Source organism: Actinoplanes sp. CA-252034, from assembly GCF_050956125.1.
Lineage (GTDB): Bacteria > Actinomycetota > Actinomycetes > Mycobacteriales > Micromonosporaceae > Actinoplanes.
In genome coordinates, this window is sequence record NZ_CP191846.1 from 5,565,812 (window position 1) to 5,585,760 (window position 19,949).

General features: G+C 71.5%; 11 protein-coding genes. 9 read left to right on the forward strand and 2 right to left on the reverse strand.

The genetic code is table 11. The features are described 5' to 3' along the window. Window positions 1-3 precede the first annotated feature (3 nt). Entirely contained in the window at window positions 4-561 is a 558-nt protein-coding gene (locus ACQPZW_RS25645) for a hypothetical protein (protein ID WP_433788566.1), read from the reverse strand. Between the two features lie 197 nt (window positions 562-758). Between ACQPZW_RS25645 and ACQPZW_RS25650 the strand changes: the two genes are divergently transcribed. After that, complete coding sequence (locus ACQPZW_RS25650) at window positions 759-2,126, forward strand: M14 family zinc carboxypeptidase (RefSeq protein ID WP_433788567.1); 1,368 nt, start codon at window positions 759-761, stop codon at window positions 2,124-2,126. Window positions 2,127-2,350: 224 nt separating this feature from the next. Here ACQPZW_RS25650 and ACQPZW_RS25655 read toward each other — a convergent pair whose 3' ends face one another. Continuing rightward, window positions 2,351-3,133, reverse strand: a complete 783-nt coding sequence (locus ACQPZW_RS25655; RefSeq protein ID WP_433788568.1) for a copper resistance CopC family protein — start codon at window positions 3,131-3,133, stop codon at window positions 2,351-2,353. 99 nt (window positions 3,134-3,232) lie between these two features. On the opposite strand from ACQPZW_RS25655, the gene ACQPZW_RS25660 reads away from it, so the two are divergent. The 8 genes from ACQPZW_RS25660 to ACQPZW_RS25695 all read left to right on the forward strand — a co-directional run bounded on the left by ACQPZW_RS25660 (window position 3,233) and on the right by ACQPZW_RS25695 (window position 19,865). Next, window positions 3,233-3,631 (forward strand): hypothetical protein, encoded by a 399-nt coding sequence (locus tag ACQPZW_RS25660; protein WP_433788569.1) that lies wholly within the window; start codon window positions 3,233-3,235, stop codon window positions 3,629-3,631. Window positions 3,632-3,634: 3 nt separating this feature from the next. After that, window positions 3,635-4,963: a hypothetical protein gene (locus ACQPZW_RS25665; RefSeq protein ID WP_433788570.1), complete on the forward strand. Its 1,329-nt coding sequence runs from the start codon at window positions 3,635-3,637 to the stop codon at window positions 4,961-4,963. A gap of 354 nt (window positions 4,964-5,317) precedes the next feature. Beyond that, window positions 5,318-6,751: an esterase/lipase family protein gene (locus ACQPZW_RS25670; RefSeq protein WP_433788571.1), complete on the forward strand. Its 1,434-nt coding sequence runs from the start codon at window positions 5,318-5,320 to the stop codon at window positions 6,749-6,751. Between the two features lie 3 nt (window positions 6,752-6,754). Then, window positions 6,755-10,495, forward strand: a complete 3,741-nt coding sequence (locus ACQPZW_RS25675) for a hypothetical protein (protein WP_433788572.1) — start codon at window positions 6,755-6,757, stop codon at window positions 10,493-10,495. Continuing rightward, a complete protein-coding gene (locus ACQPZW_RS25680; RefSeq protein WP_433788573.1) occupies window positions 10,485-12,347 on the forward strand; it encodes a hypothetical protein in 1,863 nt (620 codons plus the stop codon). The genes ACQPZW_RS25675 and ACQPZW_RS25680 overlap by 11 nt, the downstream gene beginning before the upstream one ends. Continuing rightward, on the forward strand, window positions 12,308-14,233 hold the full coding sequence (locus ACQPZW_RS25685) for a DEAD/DEAH box helicase (RefSeq protein ID WP_433788574.1): 1,926 nt from the start codon (window positions 12,308-12,310) through the stop codon (window positions 14,231-14,233). The genes ACQPZW_RS25680 and ACQPZW_RS25685 overlap by 40 nt, the downstream gene beginning before the upstream one ends. Then, window positions 14,230-17,481, forward strand: coding sequence for a hypothetical protein (locus ACQPZW_RS25690; protein WP_433788575.1), 3,252 nt, complete (start codon window positions 14,230-14,232; stop codon window positions 17,479-17,481). Before ACQPZW_RS25685 ends, ACQPZW_RS25690 begins: the two co-directional genes overlap by 4 nt. Continuing rightward, on the forward strand, window positions 17,478-19,865 hold the full coding sequence (locus ACQPZW_RS25695; RefSeq protein ID WP_433788576.1) for a sensor histidine kinase: 2,388 nt from the start codon (window positions 17,478-17,480) through the stop codon (window positions 19,863-19,865). Before ACQPZW_RS25690 ends, ACQPZW_RS25695 begins: the two co-directional genes overlap by 4 nt. Window positions 19,866-19,949 lie beyond the last annotated feature (84 nt).

A 19,949-nucleotide genomic window follows, 5' to 3' on the forward strand; every position in this document is an offset into this window, starting at 1 on the left:
GGCTCAGGCCTCCCACCCGGCGACGGCGGCGCGGACCACGCCCCGTTCGGAGTCGGTCAGCAGTTCGGGCTCGGCGAGCAGGTGCGGGGCCGCTGCGGCGCGCTCGTGCTCCAGGCCGGGGCGGTCGAGCATGGTGAGGGCGGCGCGGCGGGCGGCCACTCGTACCACCGGGTTGGTGTGCTCGAAGTTGGCGGCGACCGCCGGATAGAGGGACGGGATCGCCTCGCGGACGGCGTCGGCGTCCGGCTCGTTGTCGAACTCCTCGAACTCGACGGCGCTGCCGGCGAGCACATTCAGCCAGCTCAGCATGGCCGCCTTGCCCGCCTTGGTGCGCGGATCGGTCAGGACGGCGACGACGTACCGCGCGGCCGGCAGCGTGGCCGAGTAGAGGTTGCCCTGGTGGGTCAGGTTCCAGGTCAGGGTGTGCATGGCCGCGGCGAAGCCGGCCGTCTCCCCGTTGAGGAGCGGCTGCAACAGGCCGGGCAGGTCTACCGCGGAGCCGTAGGCGTCTTCCAGATCCCCCCAGGCGGTGGTGGCGAGGATGTCTTCCGGTGTGGTCACGGGGACGCATGCTAATCGGTTTGATCTTGGATGCCACATCATTGGGCAAAGAATGACCGTCGGTGAGCGGGCGCACGCAGCCAGGCGTCGGCAGATATGACCGCATCGGCATGTTGACGGCCACGAGTGCATCGATGAACGTAAATCGGTAGCGGTCGGTGCACGGTGACACCGGCCATCCCACGACCGAGGTGCCGATGACCAGGTTCCCGTATTCCCGGCGATCACGGGCGCGCCGGCTGCCGGCCGCAGTGACGACCACGATGCTCCTGCTGATCTCTGCGGGGCTCATGATGCCCGGCAGCGCGACCGCGGCCGGCCCGGACACCAGCGAACCGGGCTACTGGGTGGTGGGCTCGCCCACCACCGCCGTGGGTGAGCTGGCCGACGACCTCAGCAAGCGCGGCTACGACGTCATGGAAGGACTGTCGCGAGACGGGGCGCCGATCCTGGCGACCGCGGCTCAAGCCCAGCGGCTACGGCGCGACGGCCTGAGCGTGCGGTACGCCGGACCGCTCTACCAGCCGGCACCGGTGTCAGTGCAGGCCGCTGCCGGCACCTACTACGGCGGCTATCACACCGCGGCCGCGCACGAGACCCACAACCAGCAGGTCGTGGCGGCCCACCCGGAGCTGGCGGCCCTGAAGACCATCGGCCAGTCATGGCTGAAGACCCAGAACAGGGGCGGTCACGACATCCAGGCCCTGTGCATCACGAAGATCGCCACCGGTGACTGCGCGCTGAGCACCACCGGCTCGAAACCGAAGTTCACGCTGATGGCGCAGATGCACGCGCGCGAACTGGCCACCGGTGAGCTCGCGTACATGTGGATCGACTACCTGGTGGCCAACTACGGCAAGGTCGGTGCCGTGACGACGCTCATGGACACGACCGAGCTGTGGGTCATCCCGATCGCCAACCCGGACGGCGTCGACATCGTCTCGTCGAACTCGACGCGGCCCGTCTCCCAACGCAAGAACGCCCACGACAACGGGTGCTCCGGCACCGGGCTCGGAGTCGACCTCAACCGGAACTCGAGTTACCACTGGGACGTCAACCAGGGCACCAAGTGCACCCAGACCTATCCCGGTGCGAGTACCGCGAGCGAGCCGGAGACCCGGGCCATTCAAGGCTTCCTGGCGAGCATCTACCGCGACACCAAGCCGGCCGCCGACTTCTCGGCGGCGACGACCGCCACCACCGGCACCTTCCTCACGCTGCACAGTTACGCCGAGTTGAACATCTACCCCTACGGCTGGACGAACTCGCTCGCGCCGAACGACACCGACCTCAAGACGATCGCCACGAACATGGCCAAGTCCAACAGGTACACGGTCGTGCACGGCGACGGCGGTCTGAACTACTTCGCGCCGGGCGCCACCGACGACTGGATCTACGGCACGCTGGGTGTGCCCGGATACACGATCGAGGTCGGCCCCAACAGTTCCTCGTGCAGTGGGTTCTTCCCCGCGTACAGCTGCATGGCGTCTTTCTGGAGTCGCAACCTGCCCGCCTTCATGACCCTGGGGACAGCGGCTGCCAAGCCGTACCCGACCGGGAGTTGACACACACCACCACCCTCCAGGGGGCCGCTGTCATGGCATCACGACAAAGGCGGCGGCCCCTCGGCATGCGATGTCATTGCCGAAGGGAGTGCGGTATCCCCCTGTCCGCGGTGCTGACCGTCGCGGTCTGAAGTTCGCGTGTCGGTCGACAATGGCGACCCAGTCGACAGTCGGCGCGGTCGAGTTGTCGGCGGGCTCCCCGGACCGGCCGCATCAGCGGTCGGCTACGCGGCGCGCGGTTTGCTCCGGCGCCGCTGGGCCGGCTTCGTCGGCGGGGGCGGCCTGCGGGCGGCGTGCCCGATGATCAGCGCCGTCACCACGACGAGCCCGGCGGGGAGCAGCCACACCGCGATGCCGTCCTGCTGCGGCGGTGGTGGCGCGGCAGCCGTGGCGCCTTCCGAAGTGCCGGTGCCGGTGACGGGCGCGGATGCGGTCGCGGCGCCGCCGGGGCCGGGCGTGTCGCCGTGGTCGGTCTGCGTCGTCAGGGCCGGATCGGGTTCGTTCGTCGGTGGGACCCAACCGGCGGGGGCCCGCGTGGTGGGGCCGTTGTAGTGGAACTTGACGCTGCCCTTGACCGTCTCGCCGTCCGAGGCCACGGACAGGTAGCTGGCGACATAGTCGCCCTGAACCGGCCAGTGCGCGACAGGCACCACAGCGGGGAAGCCGGTGTGGTAGAGCCGCGGCTCCCACTTGCCCTCGATGCGGAAGAACTCCTGCACCGGCTTGTCCAGCCGGAGGGGCTGCCCACCGCTCCAGCCGTTGTCGACCCGGCCACCACCGGGCGCGGTGATCGCGAAGTAGGCGTGCGGAGCGGGCCGCTCGGTGAAGTAGAGCTCGACGCTCTGCAGCGGGTCGTTGACGATGGTGTTCGCCAGTGGCTTCGAGAGCGCGAGCTGACCGTGCGCGTGGGCCGGCGTGGCGGGGAAGGTGAGGCCGATCGCGGCGAGTACGACGATGACCGCCGTCCGGCTCCACCACTGGTTCGCAGTGACCGCCATCAATCGCATCGACTCATGATGGTCTTTCCCTTGAGGCTCTACAAGATTAAAGTTCGGTTTCCTGACGATCAGATTCAACACCCGCCCGCTGCCGTACGGAGTCCGTCGTTGCGAAGCCCTCGTGCCCGCTGGTTGATGCCGGCCGTCGCCGTCCTGCTCGCCGTCACCGGTTGCGGCGGCGACGACCCTGCCACCGCCCCGAACCTGCCGGATGCGGCCGGCTCGGCGGCTGCCACCGCCGTGGTCGACGAGGAGATCGTGGCGACGGTGGTCGACAACAAGGTGACGCCACCGACCAGCCGGATCGAGGTCCGCCAGGGCGCGACCGTCCGGATCACCGTGACCTCGGACGTGGCCGACGACCTGCACGTGCACGGCTACGACCTCCAGACCGCCCTGCCGGCCGGGCAGCCGGCTTCGATCGATTTCCGCGCTGACCGCACCGGCCTTTACGAGGTGGAGACCCACGGGAGCCACCTGGTGCTCTTCCAGCTCGTGGTGCGCTGATCGATGGATGCGGCGTACCTGCTCGCGCACGGCGTGGGCGGGCGGCAGGACCTCCCCATCACGCTGACCGCGCTGATCATCGGCGCCGTGCTCGCCCTGGTCATCTCCTTCACCGTGCTCGGCGCCCTGTGGCGCCGGCCCCGGCTGGACCGTGACGGCACCACGGGGCGGCCCGTGCCGGGATGGCTGCGGGCCTGGGCCGACGCGCCGGCGTGGCGATGGACGGTGCGGCTGTTCGGTCTCGTTCTGTTCGGCTACTTCGGTATCGGTGTACTCGCCGGGCCCGACACCGCCGACAATCCGACCTTCGGCGCCTTCTACGTCCTGCTGTGGGTCGGAATCGTCCCGGCGTCGCTGCTGCTCGGCCCGGTCTGGCGGGCCCTGAACCCGCTGCGCACCCTGCACCGGCTCGCCGCCCTGGCCCTGCGCCGCGACCCCACCGCCGGGCTACGGCCGATCCCGGCGCGGATGGGGCTGCGGCCCGCGGCGGCCGGCCTGTTCGCGTTCGTGTGGCTGGAGCTGGTCGCACCCGAACGGGCCACGCTGCCGGTCATCATCGCCTGGCTCTCCGTGTACCTGCTCGCCATGGCCGTCGGTGCCGTGCTGTACGGGTCGGGCTGGTTCGAGCGCGGCGACCCGTTCGAGGTCTACAGCACTCTCGTCGGCCGGCTCGCGTTCCTCGGCCGCCGTGCGGACGGTGTCCTGGTCTGGCGCAATCCCCTCGACGGCATCGCCGGCGTCACGGCCGCGCCCGGCCTGGTGCCGTTCGTGATCGTGCTGCTCGGCTCGACGATGTTCGACAGCCTCTCCAATGCGCCGTTCTGGCTGCGCTTCGTCCAGGAGAACGGCCTGCCCGCGCCGGTCACCGGCACCCTGGGCCTGGTCGCGGTGATCGCCGTGGTGGGCGCCGCCTACCGCGGTGCGACCACTCTGGCCGGGCGCCGGGCAGGGACCGACGCCACGGCGGTGCCCGGCCGGCTGGCGCACTCGATCGTGCCGATCGCGGTCGGGTACATCATCGCCCACTACTACTCGCTGCTGGTCCTGGAGGGTCAGCGCACCGTCGCGCTCGCCTCCGATCCCCTCGGCACCGGCTCCGACTGGCTCGGCACCCGGGACCTCGAGATCCGGTCCGGCTGGATCACCCCGACCGGTGTCGCGCTGATGCAGATCACGGTGATCGTCATCGGCCACCTACTCGGTACGGTCCTCGCCCACGACCGTGCCCTGTACCTGTTCCCTCGCGCGCGGGCGGTCGCCGGACAGGTCCCGCTGCTGCTGCTCATGGTCGTCTACACCGTCACCGGCTTGCTCCTGCTGTACGCGGGCTGACCGGCCGGCACGATGTCGGGGTGCCCGCCCGAATTGGACACCGCACTCCATCGGCGGCTACCAAAGTGGATCTCCGTGCCATAGTCCACGGCCGGCAGATGTACATGGTGCGGCGACACGAGCGAACGGGTCGCGGCGGGTGTCGCAGGGGCCACATCAGCACCCGAGGATCGGATCGACACCTTCGGACATAGGTGGAGTTCCCACGAACGAACGAACCGGTACGTGTCAATCGTTCGTCCACGATCATCGAAGATGCCGGGGGGCCGGACGGATGCCGTGTAACTTACAGCCATGTCGCCGATGCTCCCTGGTGAGACTGCGGTACTGGACGTGCGGTCACACGATGCGATCGTGGTCATACCCGGCATCATGGGCAGCGAGCTGCGCGACCGTGACCTCGGCAGAGAGATCTGGGCCGTGCCGCGAGCCGCCGGCTACGCCGTCCGCTGGCGCGACCGTGAGCTGATGGCCGCGCTCGCCGTCACCGACGAGGAGCGGGCCGGCAAGACCGGGCGGGTCGAGGTCGCCGGCCTGATCGGTGTGCCGCACCTCGGCGCTGTCTTCGGTGGCCTTGAGCCCTACGGACCGCTCGTGCGCGACCTGCGGCGGGTGGCGCATCCGGCGGCGGTCCGCGAGTTCGCCTACGACTGGCGGCTCAGCGTGGCGTACAACGCGACACTGCTGGCTGAGGCGATGCACCGGTTCCTCGGCGAGTGGCAGGCGACCGACGACCATGAGCGGGCCCGGCGGATGCACCCGGACGGCAGCCCGGCCAGGCTGGTGCTGGTCGCGCACTCGATGGGTGGCCTGCTGATCCAGTCGCTGGCCGCGGTGCCGGGCGCGCTCGACGAGGTGCGTTTGGTGATCACCCTCGGCACGCCGTTCCATGGGTCGGTGCTGGCTCTCCAACTACTCGCCACCGGTACCGGTGCGCCTCTGCCGCTTGCCCCGGCCCGGCTGCGTCAGGCAGCCCGGACCATGCCCGGCGTGCACGACCTGCTGCCCGGCTACCGTTGCGTGCGCGAAGGTGACGACGTGCGTGCTCTGCATCCAGCCGACATCGCCATGCTCGGCGGTGACGCGGAGCTGGCCGGCGAGGCGCTGACCGCCGCTGCCGGTCGTGTGTCGCTGCCGCTGCCCGGCCACCGGGCGGTGGTCGGGATCGGACAGGCCACCCCGACCTCGGTGACGCTGGACGCGGGCACGGTGACCCTGCACCCGTTCGGCTATCGCCGGCACGGCGACGACGAGCTGATGCGCAACGAGCACACGGGTGAATTACTGCGCGTCGACTACGGCGGCGACGCGACCGTCTTCACCGAGGCGGCCTCACCGGTCGGCGCCGAGACGACCGCGTTCGCCCAGCAGCACGGGGCGCTGCCGGCCGCCGCGACGATCCGCGATCTGGTCACCCACCTGGTCGCCACTGGCGGGCGTAACCGCGGTACGGGGCTCGGCGTCGGCCGGCCCCGCCTGGAGGCGCCCGCGGTCGCGGTGAGGGGCGAGCCGCTGTCCATCGAGGTCAGTGAGCAGGACCCGGCGCGGGACAGGATCGACTCCACTCGAGTGTCCTGCGTGATCGAGGATCCGGGCCAGGCCGACCGGGTGCTGCACACCGTCTACCTGGACCCCACGCCGGGCGACCCGCGGCGCCTTTCGGGGCGGGTCACCCTGGCTCGGCCCGGCCTGTACCGGATCGCGGCGTCCATCGGCGGTGATCCGGTGACCCGGCTGCTACTGGTCCAGGAACCGGGAGAAGCCGCCGAGGCCGAGCTACTGGACTGACCGGTGCACACCTTCGACGTGACCGCTATCGACCTGCCGCGGTATCGCAGCCTCGATCCGGTGCCGTGCGATCTGGACGCGGCCGCGGTGCTCGGCCGTCTCGGTCCGGTCGGTGGCCGGCCGGTCGGGTGGTCCGTCGACGCGGCCGCGCGGGAGATCGGCGAGGTGGTCAAACGACTGGAGCAGTGGGCCGATCCGGAGCCGCCGCGCAGTTCGGTGCTGTTCTGGGCCGGACACGGGTTCTCCAACGGCCGGGACACCCACCTGTTCGTGCCCGGAGCCGAGGAGGACGTCGCGCTGAAGCCCGAGCAGTTCGCCGAGTACCTGCGCCCGGCCCGCCCGGAGCCGTACTGGCGGATCGTGGTGGTCCAGGCCTGCGGTGCCGGGCTGTTCGCCCGGCGGGTCTGGGAACACCTCGAACGCCACGACGCCACTGCCGGCCTGGTGCTGGTCGCTGCCGGCCCTGATCAGGGCGACGGGTACACGGGTGGCTTCCGCGCTGTCCTCGACCGTGTGCTGTCCCGGCCGACCAGCAACGACGCCGCGTTCGGCCTGCACGACCTCGTCGACAGCCTGACCCGGGAGGTGGAGGATCAGGGCTGGCGGCTGCACCGCGGCTCGCTGCGTGGGCGCGAGGGCTCGTTCCTGCCGGTGCGCAGCATCGGCCCGCTGACCACCCCGGTCGACGTGTATTACGAACTGCGTGCCGCCCTCGCGGACCTGCCTGCCGAAAGCGACGTCGGTTTCGCCCGGCCCGGTCTCGGTGTGGCCGTCGGCGAGTTCGGCTGGTATTTCTGCGGCCGCCACGCCGATCGCGCCGCCATTCTGGCCTGGTTCACCGACGCCGCCCACGGCGTCTACGCACTCACCGGCGCCAGCGGTTGCGGCAAGTCGGCCATCCTGGGCAACGTTTGGCTGCACGCCCATCCGGAGGTCCGTGCAGCCCTGGGCCGGCTCGGCCGGGCCGGTGCCGACTGGCCGGAGGCGGCCGGGCTGCCGCCGGTCGACGGGTCTCTGCCGCTCACCGGTGCCACCCTTCCCGAGGTGCTACGGGCTCTCGCCGCCGCCGCGGGCATCGCCGCGCCACCGGCGGCCGCGACCACGGACCGGCTGGTCGACGCGCTCGTCGACGGGCTGCGGGCCCGGTCGGCCGGCGCCGTGCTGACGGTCTTCGCCGACGGGCTCGACGAGGCCGCGGAGCCGGGGCCGATCGCCGAGGCGCTGCGCCGGGTCGGCGAGGTCCCCGGGGTACGCATCGTGGTCGCCGCTCGGGCGTGGCCGATCGACCGGACCCCGCACGTGACCGTCGCCGAGGTGGCCCGGGACGGCGACGCCGCCGCGATCAAGGAGTACGTGGTGCGTCGGCTCACCGCCGCCGACGGGCCTCGCGACGACCCGGCCGACGATGAGGTGACCGCGGCGGCCCGTCGGATCGCGCGCCGGCACCGGGTCGGCCGCACGCCTCAACCCTTTCTGCACGCCCGGCTCGTGGTCCGGGAGATCCTCGCGGACCCCGGACTGCTCAGTGGCGCGGGCCGGACCCGACTGCGTGACTTGATCCGCCTGGATCCGGGCGAGCTGTTCCAGGCGGCGCTGCGCCGGATGAGCGCCACCGTGCGGGTCGAGCCGTTCCTACGGGCGCTCGCGTACAGTCGTGGCCTCGGCCTGCCCCGGGATGAGCCACTGTGGATCGCGGTGGCCGAAGCACTCGCCGGCGGCGGCGACGGCCTCCTCAGCGAGCAGGACCTCGACGAGGTGCTCGCCGTTGCCGGCCCGTACGTCCTGCTCGACGGCGCGGACGGGCGCAGCGTCTACCGCCTGGCCCACCAGAGTTTCCGCGCCCCGCTGTTGAGCGGACCGGCGGAGCCGGCGATCACGCGGGCTCTGCTGCGAGTGGCGCGTACCCCGCTGCATCCGTATCTGCGCCGGCACCTCGCCGAGCACGCGGCCGCCGCGGGAGCCGAGGGCTGGGCCGCCCTCGCCGCCCGTACCGAGGTGCTGGACCAGGTGGAGGTCGGCACGGTGGTCGCCGGGGTGATGACCGATCCGGGCCGCTTCGGCGCGCTTCCGGCGGCGGTCCTCGGTACGGTGGTGACCAGCCATCTCGCGCTCGCCGCCACGCCGGCCGACCGGACCGGACTGCGCCGGCTGGGCACCGCCCGGATCACCGGCGCGTGGACCTCGGCGCAGTCGGCCGCGGAACGGCCCGGACCCGGCGTCGCGTGGTGGCCGGTCTCGGCTCGGATCCACCTCGATCCGCCGGACCTCACACTCGCCGCGGGTGGCCGCGGGATCGCTGCGCTGGCCGCCCTGCCCGGTGTGGACGACTCGCCGGTGCTCGCTGCGGGCACCGACGACGGTTCGGTGCGTGTCTGGGATCCGGCCACCGGCGAGGAGACCACCGGGCTCGACCCGACCGGCGGGCGCGTGTTCGACCTGGCCGCGCTGGAGCGCCCGGGCGGCGTCACGCTGTTGCTTGCCCGCGACGGCGATCCGGTGCTCGTCCGTGACCTCGCCGGCCATGCTCCCGACGTCCGCCTGGCCGGGTCGGCCCGGGTCCGTACCCTGATCGGCCTGGACGTCTCCGCGTCCACCCCGGTGGTGGTCGCCGGTGACATCGACGGTGCGGTGCGCCTCTGGGATCCGGTGACCGGCCGGACTGACGGCGCCGCGTTGACCGGCCACACCGGAGCGGTGCACGCGGTCGTCGCGGTGCCCGCCCCCGAGGGACCGCTGGTGGCCACCGCCGGCCACGATCGCATCGTGCGGCTCTGGAACCCGCGGTCGCGGCGACTGGTGCGGCGCTTCGCCGACGGGCATACCCGGCCCGTGCGGGCGATGGCGGTGGTCGCCCTGCCCGGCGCACCGGTCCTGCTGGTCACTGCCGACGACGCGGGAGCCGTACGCCGCTGGGATGTGGCCTCCGGGCAGACGCTTGGCGGTGCGCTCGAGCTCGGCTGCCGGGTGACGACGCTGGTCACCTGTGCCGTACCGGGCGGCGCGGTGTTCGTGGTCGCGGGTGACGAGAATGGCCGCCTGCTTCTCGTGGAGCCGCACACCGGGGGTGTGTGGGGCGAGCCGGTTGCGGTTCACGACGGGCCGGTGCGGCGGATGGTGATGTTCGAGGCGTCTGCCGGCGCGGCACGCGACCGGCTGGCGACGGCGGGTGACGACGGGTCGGTTCGGATCTGGGACCCGGCCCGGTTACTCGCCGCGGCACGGAAGACCGAGCGTCGGGGCGACGCGGGCGCCTCGCCGCCCGCCGCGGCCCCGCACCAGCCGGAGGGCGCGCCGTGGATGACCACAGTGCCGGGGCGGACGTTCCTCGGCCGGCCGCCCAAACCGGTCGCGCTGCCCGGTCGGGCGCGGGCCGCGGTGACGCTGCCCCGTAACGGCGACGACGGTCCGGCTCTGGCTGCCGTCGCAGCGCCGGACGGCACGGTCGCGATAGTCGAGGAGAGCGCCGACGAGTGGACGGTCCGGCGCCGTTTGACCGGCCACACCCGCCCCGCGTCCGCACTGGTCGTCCTCGGCCCGTTGTTGATCAGCGGAGGTCTGGACGGCACGGTGAGGATCTGGGACGCCGACGGGCTCGCGCATACTCTCCCGCTCGGCACGCCGGTGCGGGCGCTGGCCGCCGGCCCTGAGGAGATCACCGTCACCGCTGACGACGGCACCCTCGTGATCCGGCTCGACCCACTGTGGTTCACCGCTGGCAGAAAGGGCGACGACGATGATGCCTGACGGCGAGATCGAGTACTACCGGCGGCGTATCGAGGACCTCTTCGTCCATCCGGACGCCGAGTTCACCGGCTACGAGCTGGTCGGCGACCCGGTGGTGCCGATCCCCGGCGTCCTGGCCCGCGCCGAGGTGCTGCTCGTCGCCGACCAGTTCCAGCGCTTCGAGCTGACCCTGTTCGACCAGGTGCACGGGTTCAGTGGCGAGTTGTGGGAACGGTCGGCGCGCACCCTGGTCCGGACCCGTCCGCTCGAGCATCCGGGACTGCCGAAGGTCGAGGCGGCCACCTTCGTCCAGGCCCGTGACGTGGCGTTCACTCTCACCAAGACACAGGGCGAGCCGGTCGACCCGCAGTTCGTGGCCCGCTGGGCCAAACGCGACCCGATTACCGCCCTGGAGCGCTTCAGCATGCTGGTCGACGCCCTCAAGGAGTTGCACGACCTGCGCATCCTGCACCGGGGTCTGCTGCCCGGCGCGATCCGGATGACGACCCGCGACGACGACGTGACGGGCCTGTCGCTGAGCCGGTTCGAGATGAGCAGCTTCATCAGCAACATCGTCCGGCGGGTCGCCGGAGGCAACCCCGACGAGGTCCGTCAGGTGATTCGGGCCCTCTATCTGCATCCCGATCCGGCGTTCCTCTCCGACGCGCCGGAGGACGCCGCGGCCAACCGCATCGCCGGGGCGCGGCACTTCGCCTACATCGCGCCCGAGATGCACCAGTATCTCTTCGACGCGCGCGGCCGCAGCCGCCGCGACTGGGAGGGCACCGACCTGTACGGGCTGGGCGTCTTCGGTTGGGAGCTGTTCTGCGGCGCCCTGGCCGATGTGCTCCCCGCCCGCCTCGACGCGGTCGTCGCGGCCGGTGACGAGGAACTGCCGACCGCGCTGATGGAACTGAACCGCGCCATGCGCACCCACCTGCACGAGGGCGCCGAGCTGCCGGTCGAGCTCCGGAATCTGCTGGGCCGGATGCTCAAGCCCCGGCCCGACGACCGTGGCACGGTCTTCGAGGCGGCCACCCGGCTGGAGTACGGCTGGGAAACCATCCACACCGAGTGGGAGGAGCCGACGGCGAAGCCGTACCTGGTGGCCTTCATGCCCGACGACTCGGTCGAGACGGTCTACCGGCAGCGTAACTGGATCTCGCGGAGCCCCGAGGACCCGGCCGGGCGTGCCGAGCTCAAGGAGTTCTTCGAGCGCGAGCTCAGTCGGGGCTTCCTGGCCCACTCGATCACCGGCGCTTCCGGGTACGCGACGGGCAAGGAGGACCGGCTCCGTGAGGCCGAGTGGCTGCTTGCCGGTGAGAAGGCGATCTGGTTCTGCTCGTATCTGCGGATCTTCGCCCGGCCGGGCACCCGGATCGTCACCGAGGTGCTGCTGATCAAGTGGCTGCGCGACAACGAGTACGCCCGGGAGCTCGCCGAGTCGTTCCCGCGCCGTCGGCTGCCCCCGATCGAGCTCTTCCCGTTCCGGGAGGGCGACCGGGTCGATCACCGGCTGACCGGCCGCCCCTCGTGGGAGAAACTCACCGAGTCGGTTCGTTCCACCCGGGTTCGTGACCCGGAGGCTGAGAAGACCCTGCAGTCGCTGGACTTCCTGCTGGACTACCAGCGGGTCGCCCTGGAGGCACGGACCTACCCGTTCTCCCAGGTCGACGAGCCGTCGGAGACCGGCACGTTGCGGCTGCAGTACGACGCGGACCGGGACGCTGCGTGGCGGCACCGGTCCGCCCTGCTGACCGTCTACGCCGACGCCCGCTCGGGACGGCGGCCGCCGCTGGGTGACTTCTTCGACACCCTGGAACGTGACTCCGGGTGGTCGACGCCGATGTCGCCAAGGAGTCCACGGTGGTGATGCTGGAGATCGACCCGCGCCTGGACCTGCCGTCGTTCGGCCGGCGCAGCACGATCGAGGCGCAGTACCTGCGGCGGATCGACGAGGAGACCATCGAGGTCCAGATGGTACGCGGAGCCGCCCCGCCGAGCGGCTGGATCCGTCCCGGCGACGACTCCGGCTCCCGCCCCCAACTGCAACGCCAGCTGCGGGCCCGGCAGGTGCTGCAACGGCAGATGTCGCTGGTGCGTGGCCTGCGTAACCCGATCTCGCACGACATCGGCCGCCGGCAGTGGAACATCGAGCCCCGCGACGACCTGCGTGGCAACGCCCCCGAGATCATCCGCGACATGCTGTCGTTGCAGCCGATCTACGTCCTGCAGGGCCCGCCGGGCAGCGGTAAGACCAAGGCGGCATCGGAGGCGGTCACCCGGTTCCTGGAGGTCGAACGGGCGGGCCGGGTGCTGGTCAGCGCGCAGTCCAACTTCGCCCTGGACAACCTCGGCGAACGGCTGATCAAGGTGCTGCCGAAGGACACCATCGTGCTACGGATCGCCCCGGACAACCGGGAGACACGCAGTGTGGCCGAGAGCATCCAGCCGTACACCATCGGGCCGATCAGCACCCGACTCACCGCAGAGATCATCGATACGATCGATCGGCGTGTGAACCGCCCGGGTCACGACGAGGAGGTCGACGAGACCGGCGACGCGGTCGTGGACGCGCAGGTCCGCGAGGCGCGGCGGGCGCTGGCCCGGGAGTGGCTGGGCAGGGTCCAAGACAACCAGGTCGAGCTCGGCGAGCGGCTGTGGACCGGCGCCAGCGTGGTGCTGGCGACCTGTTCGCAGGCGGCGACCATCTTCGACGGCTCGTTCCGGCTTGACGAGTCCTTCGATTGGGTGATCGTCGAGGAGGCGGCGAAGGCGTGGCCGACCGAGCTGATCGTGCCGCTGGTGCTGGCTCCGCGGTGGACGCTGATCGGCGATCATCGGCAGCTCGGCGCGCACCGCGGCGAGGAGGTCGCCGAATTCCTCGACGGGCTCGAAAGCGATGTCAACGTCGAGGTACGCACTCACTACGAGTCCCGGGCCGAACGGCTGCGAGCGCTGAATCTCTTCGAGTCGACCTTCACCGACGCCCCCGGTGACACCGAGACGTCAGATACGCCCGGCACACCTCAGCCGGGGCACCGGCTGCGGACCTACGCGGTGGGCCGGCTGCGTCAGCAGTACCGCATGCACCCGGACATCGCCGAACCGGTGCGCCGGCAGTTCTACCGCGCAGAGCCGTTGGTCTACGAGGACGACCTGCCGGTCAGCTTCCTGGAGTCGGATCTGCAGACGACGCTGAAGGACCACGGTGTGACCCGGCCCGCCGCACTCGCCGGAAGGGCGCTGGTCTGGGTCGACACTGTCGGCTACCCCGGTTGCGTCGACCAGCCGACCTGGCGCAACGAGGGGGAGGTCGACCTGATCGAGCGGCTGGTGTCCGCCATGCACCCGCAACCGACGCCCGCCGCGACCGGCCGCGCCGACGAGGACGACGGCCTGGTGGTGCTCACGCCGTACCGGGCACAGGTCCGCCGGCTCGAACGGCGGGTGAATCTCGCCGGCCGGGTGCACACCGTCCACTCGTTCCAGGGTCACGAAGCCGACCGGGTGATCGTGTCGCTGGTCCGCTCCACCCATGTGCCGGGTGGCCCACGGCGCAACGTGGGCCACGTCGGGCAGGACGAGGTAGCGAACGTGCTGCTCTCCCGGGCGCGACGGCTGCTGGTGTTGGTCGGCGACTTCGCGCACTTCGCGATGCACGGCGGGGACAACTGGACCACCCTGACGAAGGTCATCCTCCGCTACGGCGTACGGATCCCGGCCGCCGACCTGGATGTGGGAGAGGCGTCGCGATGACCGACCTGATCGAGCTCGCCGTTCCGTGCCGGGTGCTGACCCTGGAGATCGTCGTCGCCGGAGCGGACGGGCTGAGCACCCTGGAGGGTTTCGTCGCTCGGGCCGTGTTGCTCGGCGTCAACACCTCCGAGCGTCTCGCGAAGTTCTTCGCCGTGCCCGAACGGGTCATCGTCGACGTCGTCGGTGGTCTGTGGACCACCGGCCTGATCACCATCGACCCGTACATCGGCACCATCGAGGTCTCGGAGGCGGCCCGGGAGCGGCTGGTGTCGAGCCAGGGCGCCACCCCGACGCTGGACCTGCCCGGCGTCTCCAAACGGCGCAACTTCCTCTTCGAGCCGGCCACCGGGATCATCCTGCCGGAGAAGCAGGCGTTGGGTCGCCCGAACGAGGGCGCGATCCGGCTGCCGCTGGTGGCCGGGCTCTCCGAGACCGACATCCCGCGCGAGGAGCTGGTTCGTTCGGTGCAGACCGTGCTGCGTCGCGAGCGTAGAAGCGGCGCCACGACGGTGGTGCGCTCGGTGAGCTTCGGCAACCCGCTGCTTCGCGGCAGCGAGGTGGTGCGCTGGCTGCATGTGCTGGTGGAATCGCACACCGATCTGGCCACCGGGCAGCTCTGGATCGTCCCGCAGGATCACACGTGGGACGGCGAACCGGGCCGGCGGCTGCGCGACCACGTCAGCGCCCTGGCCCGACGCGACGCGGAACTGGACTACGTCCGGCAGCTCACCGGGCGTTCTCCGCGCAAGCTGGAGGAGCCGGAACGGCTGGCGAAACTCCTCGACGACATGACCAACAAGATCAAGCAGCTGGCGGCGGCCGACCCGTCCTTGGCTCGGGCCCGCTATGACGAGCTGGTCGAGATGTCCGCCCGGATCCAGAGCCGGATCACCGACCTGGACCGTACCCGCGCCGCCATCACCCCGGTCTCCGCGGACGCCGGGCACGACTGGGCGGTCGCCGACCTGATCGACAACGCCCAGCGGCAGTTGGTGCTCATCGCTCCGATGCTCGAATACCCGCAGATCCACGCGCTGCTGCCGCACCTCAAGGAGGCGATCGGCCGTGGCGTGCGACTGGTCGTGATGTGGGGCCGCAGCGCCGACGACAAGTTGCCCTCGCAGGTGCTCAACGCGCTCAACGAACTGCAGCGCGACCCCAACGCCGTGGTCCTGCTGCCCGAGCGCAGCAGCCGTACTCAGGCCTGCGTGGTCATCCAGGACAACGTCCGTGCCCTGGTCGGCTCGCGCAGCCCGCTGGACGGCTCGGCCATCGGCCGCTCCACGCTCAGTGTGCTGGTCGAGCCGAGTGAGAAGGGTCCGCTCCCGGTTCCGGCCATCACCGACCTACTGATCTGGGCGCGCCAGCACTACCCGTACTGGCGACAGGGCCGGCGCATCATGCTCCATCGGCATGAGTTCGACCCGGACGGCGAGATGGACGAGCGTCAGCCGATCGAGTCGGCGATCACCCGGCCGGAGCCGGTCGCCGAGGACGCGGTGATCGACCGGGCCGCGATCGAGGTCTGGGTGACCGGCTGGAGGCAGTATCACACGGCGCTGACCGAGGCGGCCGCCGGCGCCGAGCGGGTCGGCCCGGCGGTCCAGCTGATCAACAACGGTGGGCACATCTCGGCGTTCTGGAGCGTGGTCCGGTCCGCGGACCAGCGCCTGGTCATCGCCGATGACAGGTTCGACCCGCGGGTGGCCACCGCCGACCTCGCCGACACGATCCGAGCCCGCCACGCCGCGGGGGCGCGGACCCTGCTGCTGCATCCGCCGGCCACCGGCGGCCGCGGCAAGGCCACTACCGACCCGTTCAGTCGTCTGCCCACCGCCGGCAGCGGCATCTCGGTCCAGCACGGCCGGGCCGGCTGCCGCGCCGTGGTCACCAGCACCGACACGATCATCGGCAGCATGTCGCCGCTCGGTGATGCCGCGGGCGGGCAGCGGATCAGCCAGGTCAGCCTGCACCTGCAGGGCCGGGAGATCTCCGCTCGCATCGGCGAACTGCTCGGCGCTCCGCCGATCGACGCGCCGCACATCGACGAGCCGCCGATCGACGAGCCGCCGGCCGAACAGGTCATCTCCCCGGAGATCGCCGCCGGCCCGGCACTACTGCACGCGAGGGCGGCCGCTGACCGTTCCGAGTTCGGGAACCGGGTAGTCGACCGGCTGGGCCTCATGGAGGATCCGTGGCGCGTGCTCGACATCTGGGCTGACGCGGCGGCACGCACCGACGACGACACGGACGGGGAGATCCGACTCGCCGTGGCTGCCCTGGTCCATGCCGGCGTCGGCGCCGATCTGCCGAGTGCCGACCGGTGGCGGCGATGGCTGGTGGTCGATGCCTGGGAGCGCCGCGAGTTCGTCGAGGCGGCCCTGCTCGCCCAGCGCCTCCCCCAGGGCGACCCGTTACGCGAATGCGCGGTGCTCGACGCGGCGCTCGAGGTGGGACCGCTCGGGCCGCTGATGGAGCAGTCGGCCCTCTGTCTGCTGGACGCCGACCGCTCGGCGCAGGCGGCCGGCGCCGCCGGGGTGATCGCCGACATCCTGCTGTACGCCGGCATCGCCGGCGTCGAGGTGCTGCAGGAGTACGGCCTGCTCGATGCGCTGACTCCGGCTTGGCGCCGGCTCGCCGACGAGGTGGTCGCCTTCCACGGCCGCCGGGTCGGCCCGCTGCCGCTGCCCGCGATGGAAGCCGCTGCGGCCCGCGCCGACCGCAGCGCAGCGGCTGACGCCGACGTGCAGTACCTGCGCACCCAGATCGCCAAGCTGCGCAAACTACGGAACCGATTCAACTTCGACGCGGGAACGGCCCTGCACGACGGCCTGTTCAGCAGGAACGGCCTGCTCAACAACATCGGAGCCGCCGCGGCCGAGGGCAGAGAGGCGTTCGCCGACCTCCGCACGTCACTGCCGGTGGATGTGAAGACCCACATGAACGACATCGTCGCCGCCGCGAACGAGGACCCGTTCGAGTGGCACAAGCACGTCACCTTCCTCCAGGCGGTTCAGGACATCGTGCGAACCACCCGTGCCCTCGCCGACGACGCCGACGACGGAGGTCCGCACTCCGAGGACATACCTCAACTGCGTGTCGCCACCGACCTCGGACGCTACGTCGACGCCCAGTGGGACCAACTCTTCACCGACGCCGATACCATCGCGGCGCCCTACCACCTTCCGGTCCGGGCACTGCTGGATCGGCTGACCCCGCTGCGACGCTGGATCCAGGAGGCGTCATGACCGAGTTGGCCGACCTGGTCCGCGGCTGGCCCGGGCGCTTCTCCCGATCCGGCGTCCTCGCCGCTCTGCACGGCGTGGAGCCCCCCGACACCGCATCCCTCGTCGACGCGACCCTGCGCGACGTGGTCGCCGGCCGCGACGAGGAGACGGCCGTCGCCCACTTGCTGGCCATCGGTGAGTTCTCAGCGGTCCGGGCCGTACTCGACGGCAGCCCGCACCTCAACCCGCGCCGCCGAGCAACCCTGCGCGAGCAACTCGACCAACGTGCCGCCGGCCGCATCCGGGAGGCCGTCGAACGGATCAAGCGGCTGGAGGCGCTGGCCTACCGCGCCGGCCTACCGCTCGAGACCGAACGGGAGATGCTCGAATACATCTGCCGAGAGTCCTGGCCCAGTGCCGAGCAGCGGCTCGCCGACATGGAGCAGACCCTGACCGGGCAGATCCAGACCGCACGCGTGAAGTTGGAGAGCCGACTGGGCCCACTCAGCCCCGCCATGCTGCGCAGCGTCGAGGTGATGCTGGCGGAGGGCTACCTCCGTGAGGTCGAGCAGCGACACGAGCACGGCGACCTGGCGATGCCCGGCCCGGTGGCCGTGCCACGGCCACCGGCATGGGACTGGGACCAAGCCCCGGCCGAGGTGCTCTCCTGGTTCCTCGACCCGCGCCTCCTACACCCTCCGGCGTTCTACGAGTGGCGGGAATCGGCGTCCGGGCCGGAGACCGAGCAGTTCCTGGCGGCGCTGCACGGCCTGGAGGCCGGCGGCCGGGACTCGGCGGTCTCCTTCGCCGGCGCGCTGGGCGCGCTGCTGGAGCCGCGCTCCGGCTTGCCGACGCAGCCGGAGGCCGTGCCCGCCCCGGATGGCGACGGCTACCTGGTACAACTCGCCAGCCTCTTCACCGACCCGGAGATTGCGCCGTTCCGGCCGGACGCAGCGGTCCGGCTCTTCGTCGCCGGTCCGCGAGCCACCACCGTGCCCGAACGAATCAGCGAGCTCAGCGGTCTCACCGTCGCCGTCGGGCCGGCGCTGACCCGCCCCGGCACCACCGAGCGGCGCACCTGCGCGGTGCTCGAGACGAGAGACCTGCTGCGGCTGGTGGCCGGCCCGCCTCGGCGCTCCGTCACCTTGGCCCGCTTCCTGGCGCCGCAGTGGCCGCTCGACGCGATCGGTGCCTCCCCCGCCCGGTTACCCCGGTTGCTGGCCTCGGGCACGTCGCCGTGGACGGCGCTGAGCTGGCTGGTCGACCTGGCCGGTCTCGGCGGGCTGAGCCGCACCGCGAAGCTGACGTTCGAGACCGGCTACGCACCCCGGGTCCTGACCATCTTCCTGGACCTGCTCGCCGCACCCGGTGGGGCCGTCGGGCGCCGGCCGACGGCCGACCCGCTGGCGAGCTGGAGCGACGACGAGCAGCTTCGCGCGCAGGTGGAGACCGCGGTCCTCCATGAGGTGCGCACCAGCGACGTCGGACGGGCTGCGTTCTGGGCGGCACTGCGCAGCGCGCCGCCCGGCGAGACGGTCACCCTCGACGACCTGGTCCGCACGGTGGCGCTGGAGACCGACGACGGCCTGGAGTGGGCGACCGAGCTCGAGGCAGGCATGGCGGTGATCGCCCGGCTGCCCTACGTGGACCAGTTGCCCGACGGAGCGCTGCGGCTGCAGGACGTCGGCGTGCTGCTGGCCCTGCGCGGAGTCGCTGGTCCGCGGATGCGTGCCGCCGTGGCTGCTCTGGCCGCCGCAGCCGAGCAGCTGCCGTCGATGACCGCCTGGGCTGCCAACCGCTACGCGCTCAGCGAGGACTGGGCCGCCTACGACCTGGCCCGTACGGAACGCACCGACGAACCGGCCGTCGTGGAGGCCCGAACCCGCCTGGTCCGCCCGGCCGGCCGGCTCGTCGAACTGGCGCAACAGGCGCCGGACGACGGCCACCACGATCTCGCCGTGCTGTTGGAGGAGCTTCAGGAGGAGTTCCAGCACACGTATCCCGAGGTCCGTCTCACCGTCGACGCCCGGCCGCCGGCCGTGGTCGCCGTCGACGATCGGGTCGCTCGGGTGATCCTGCACGAGCTGATCACCAACGGAGCCGAGGCCGTCGACGCTGCCGGCCGCGTCAATGTCACGATCCGTGACGAGGGCGATGGTGAACTGGCCGTGGAGGTCCGGGACAGCGGCCCCGGCCTTGCCGAGGAGATCCGTCGCCCGGAACGCGCCTTCCGCCGCGACACCACCACTCACGGCGACGGACACGGCGACGGCCTCCACATCGCCCGGCTACTCGCCCGGCGCTCCGGCGGCGACGTCGTCTTCGACAGCCGTGCCGGCGACGACCCGCTCTTTCCGGGCGCCTGCCTGCGCCTCACCCTGCCCACGGACTCCGAGCCCGGCTGAACGTCTCGCGGGGGTCCGCTTCGTGTCTGCGAGCGACTGCTGAAACACCCCGACCGAATCGCCGGTCTCCGCCGGGCAGGTCGA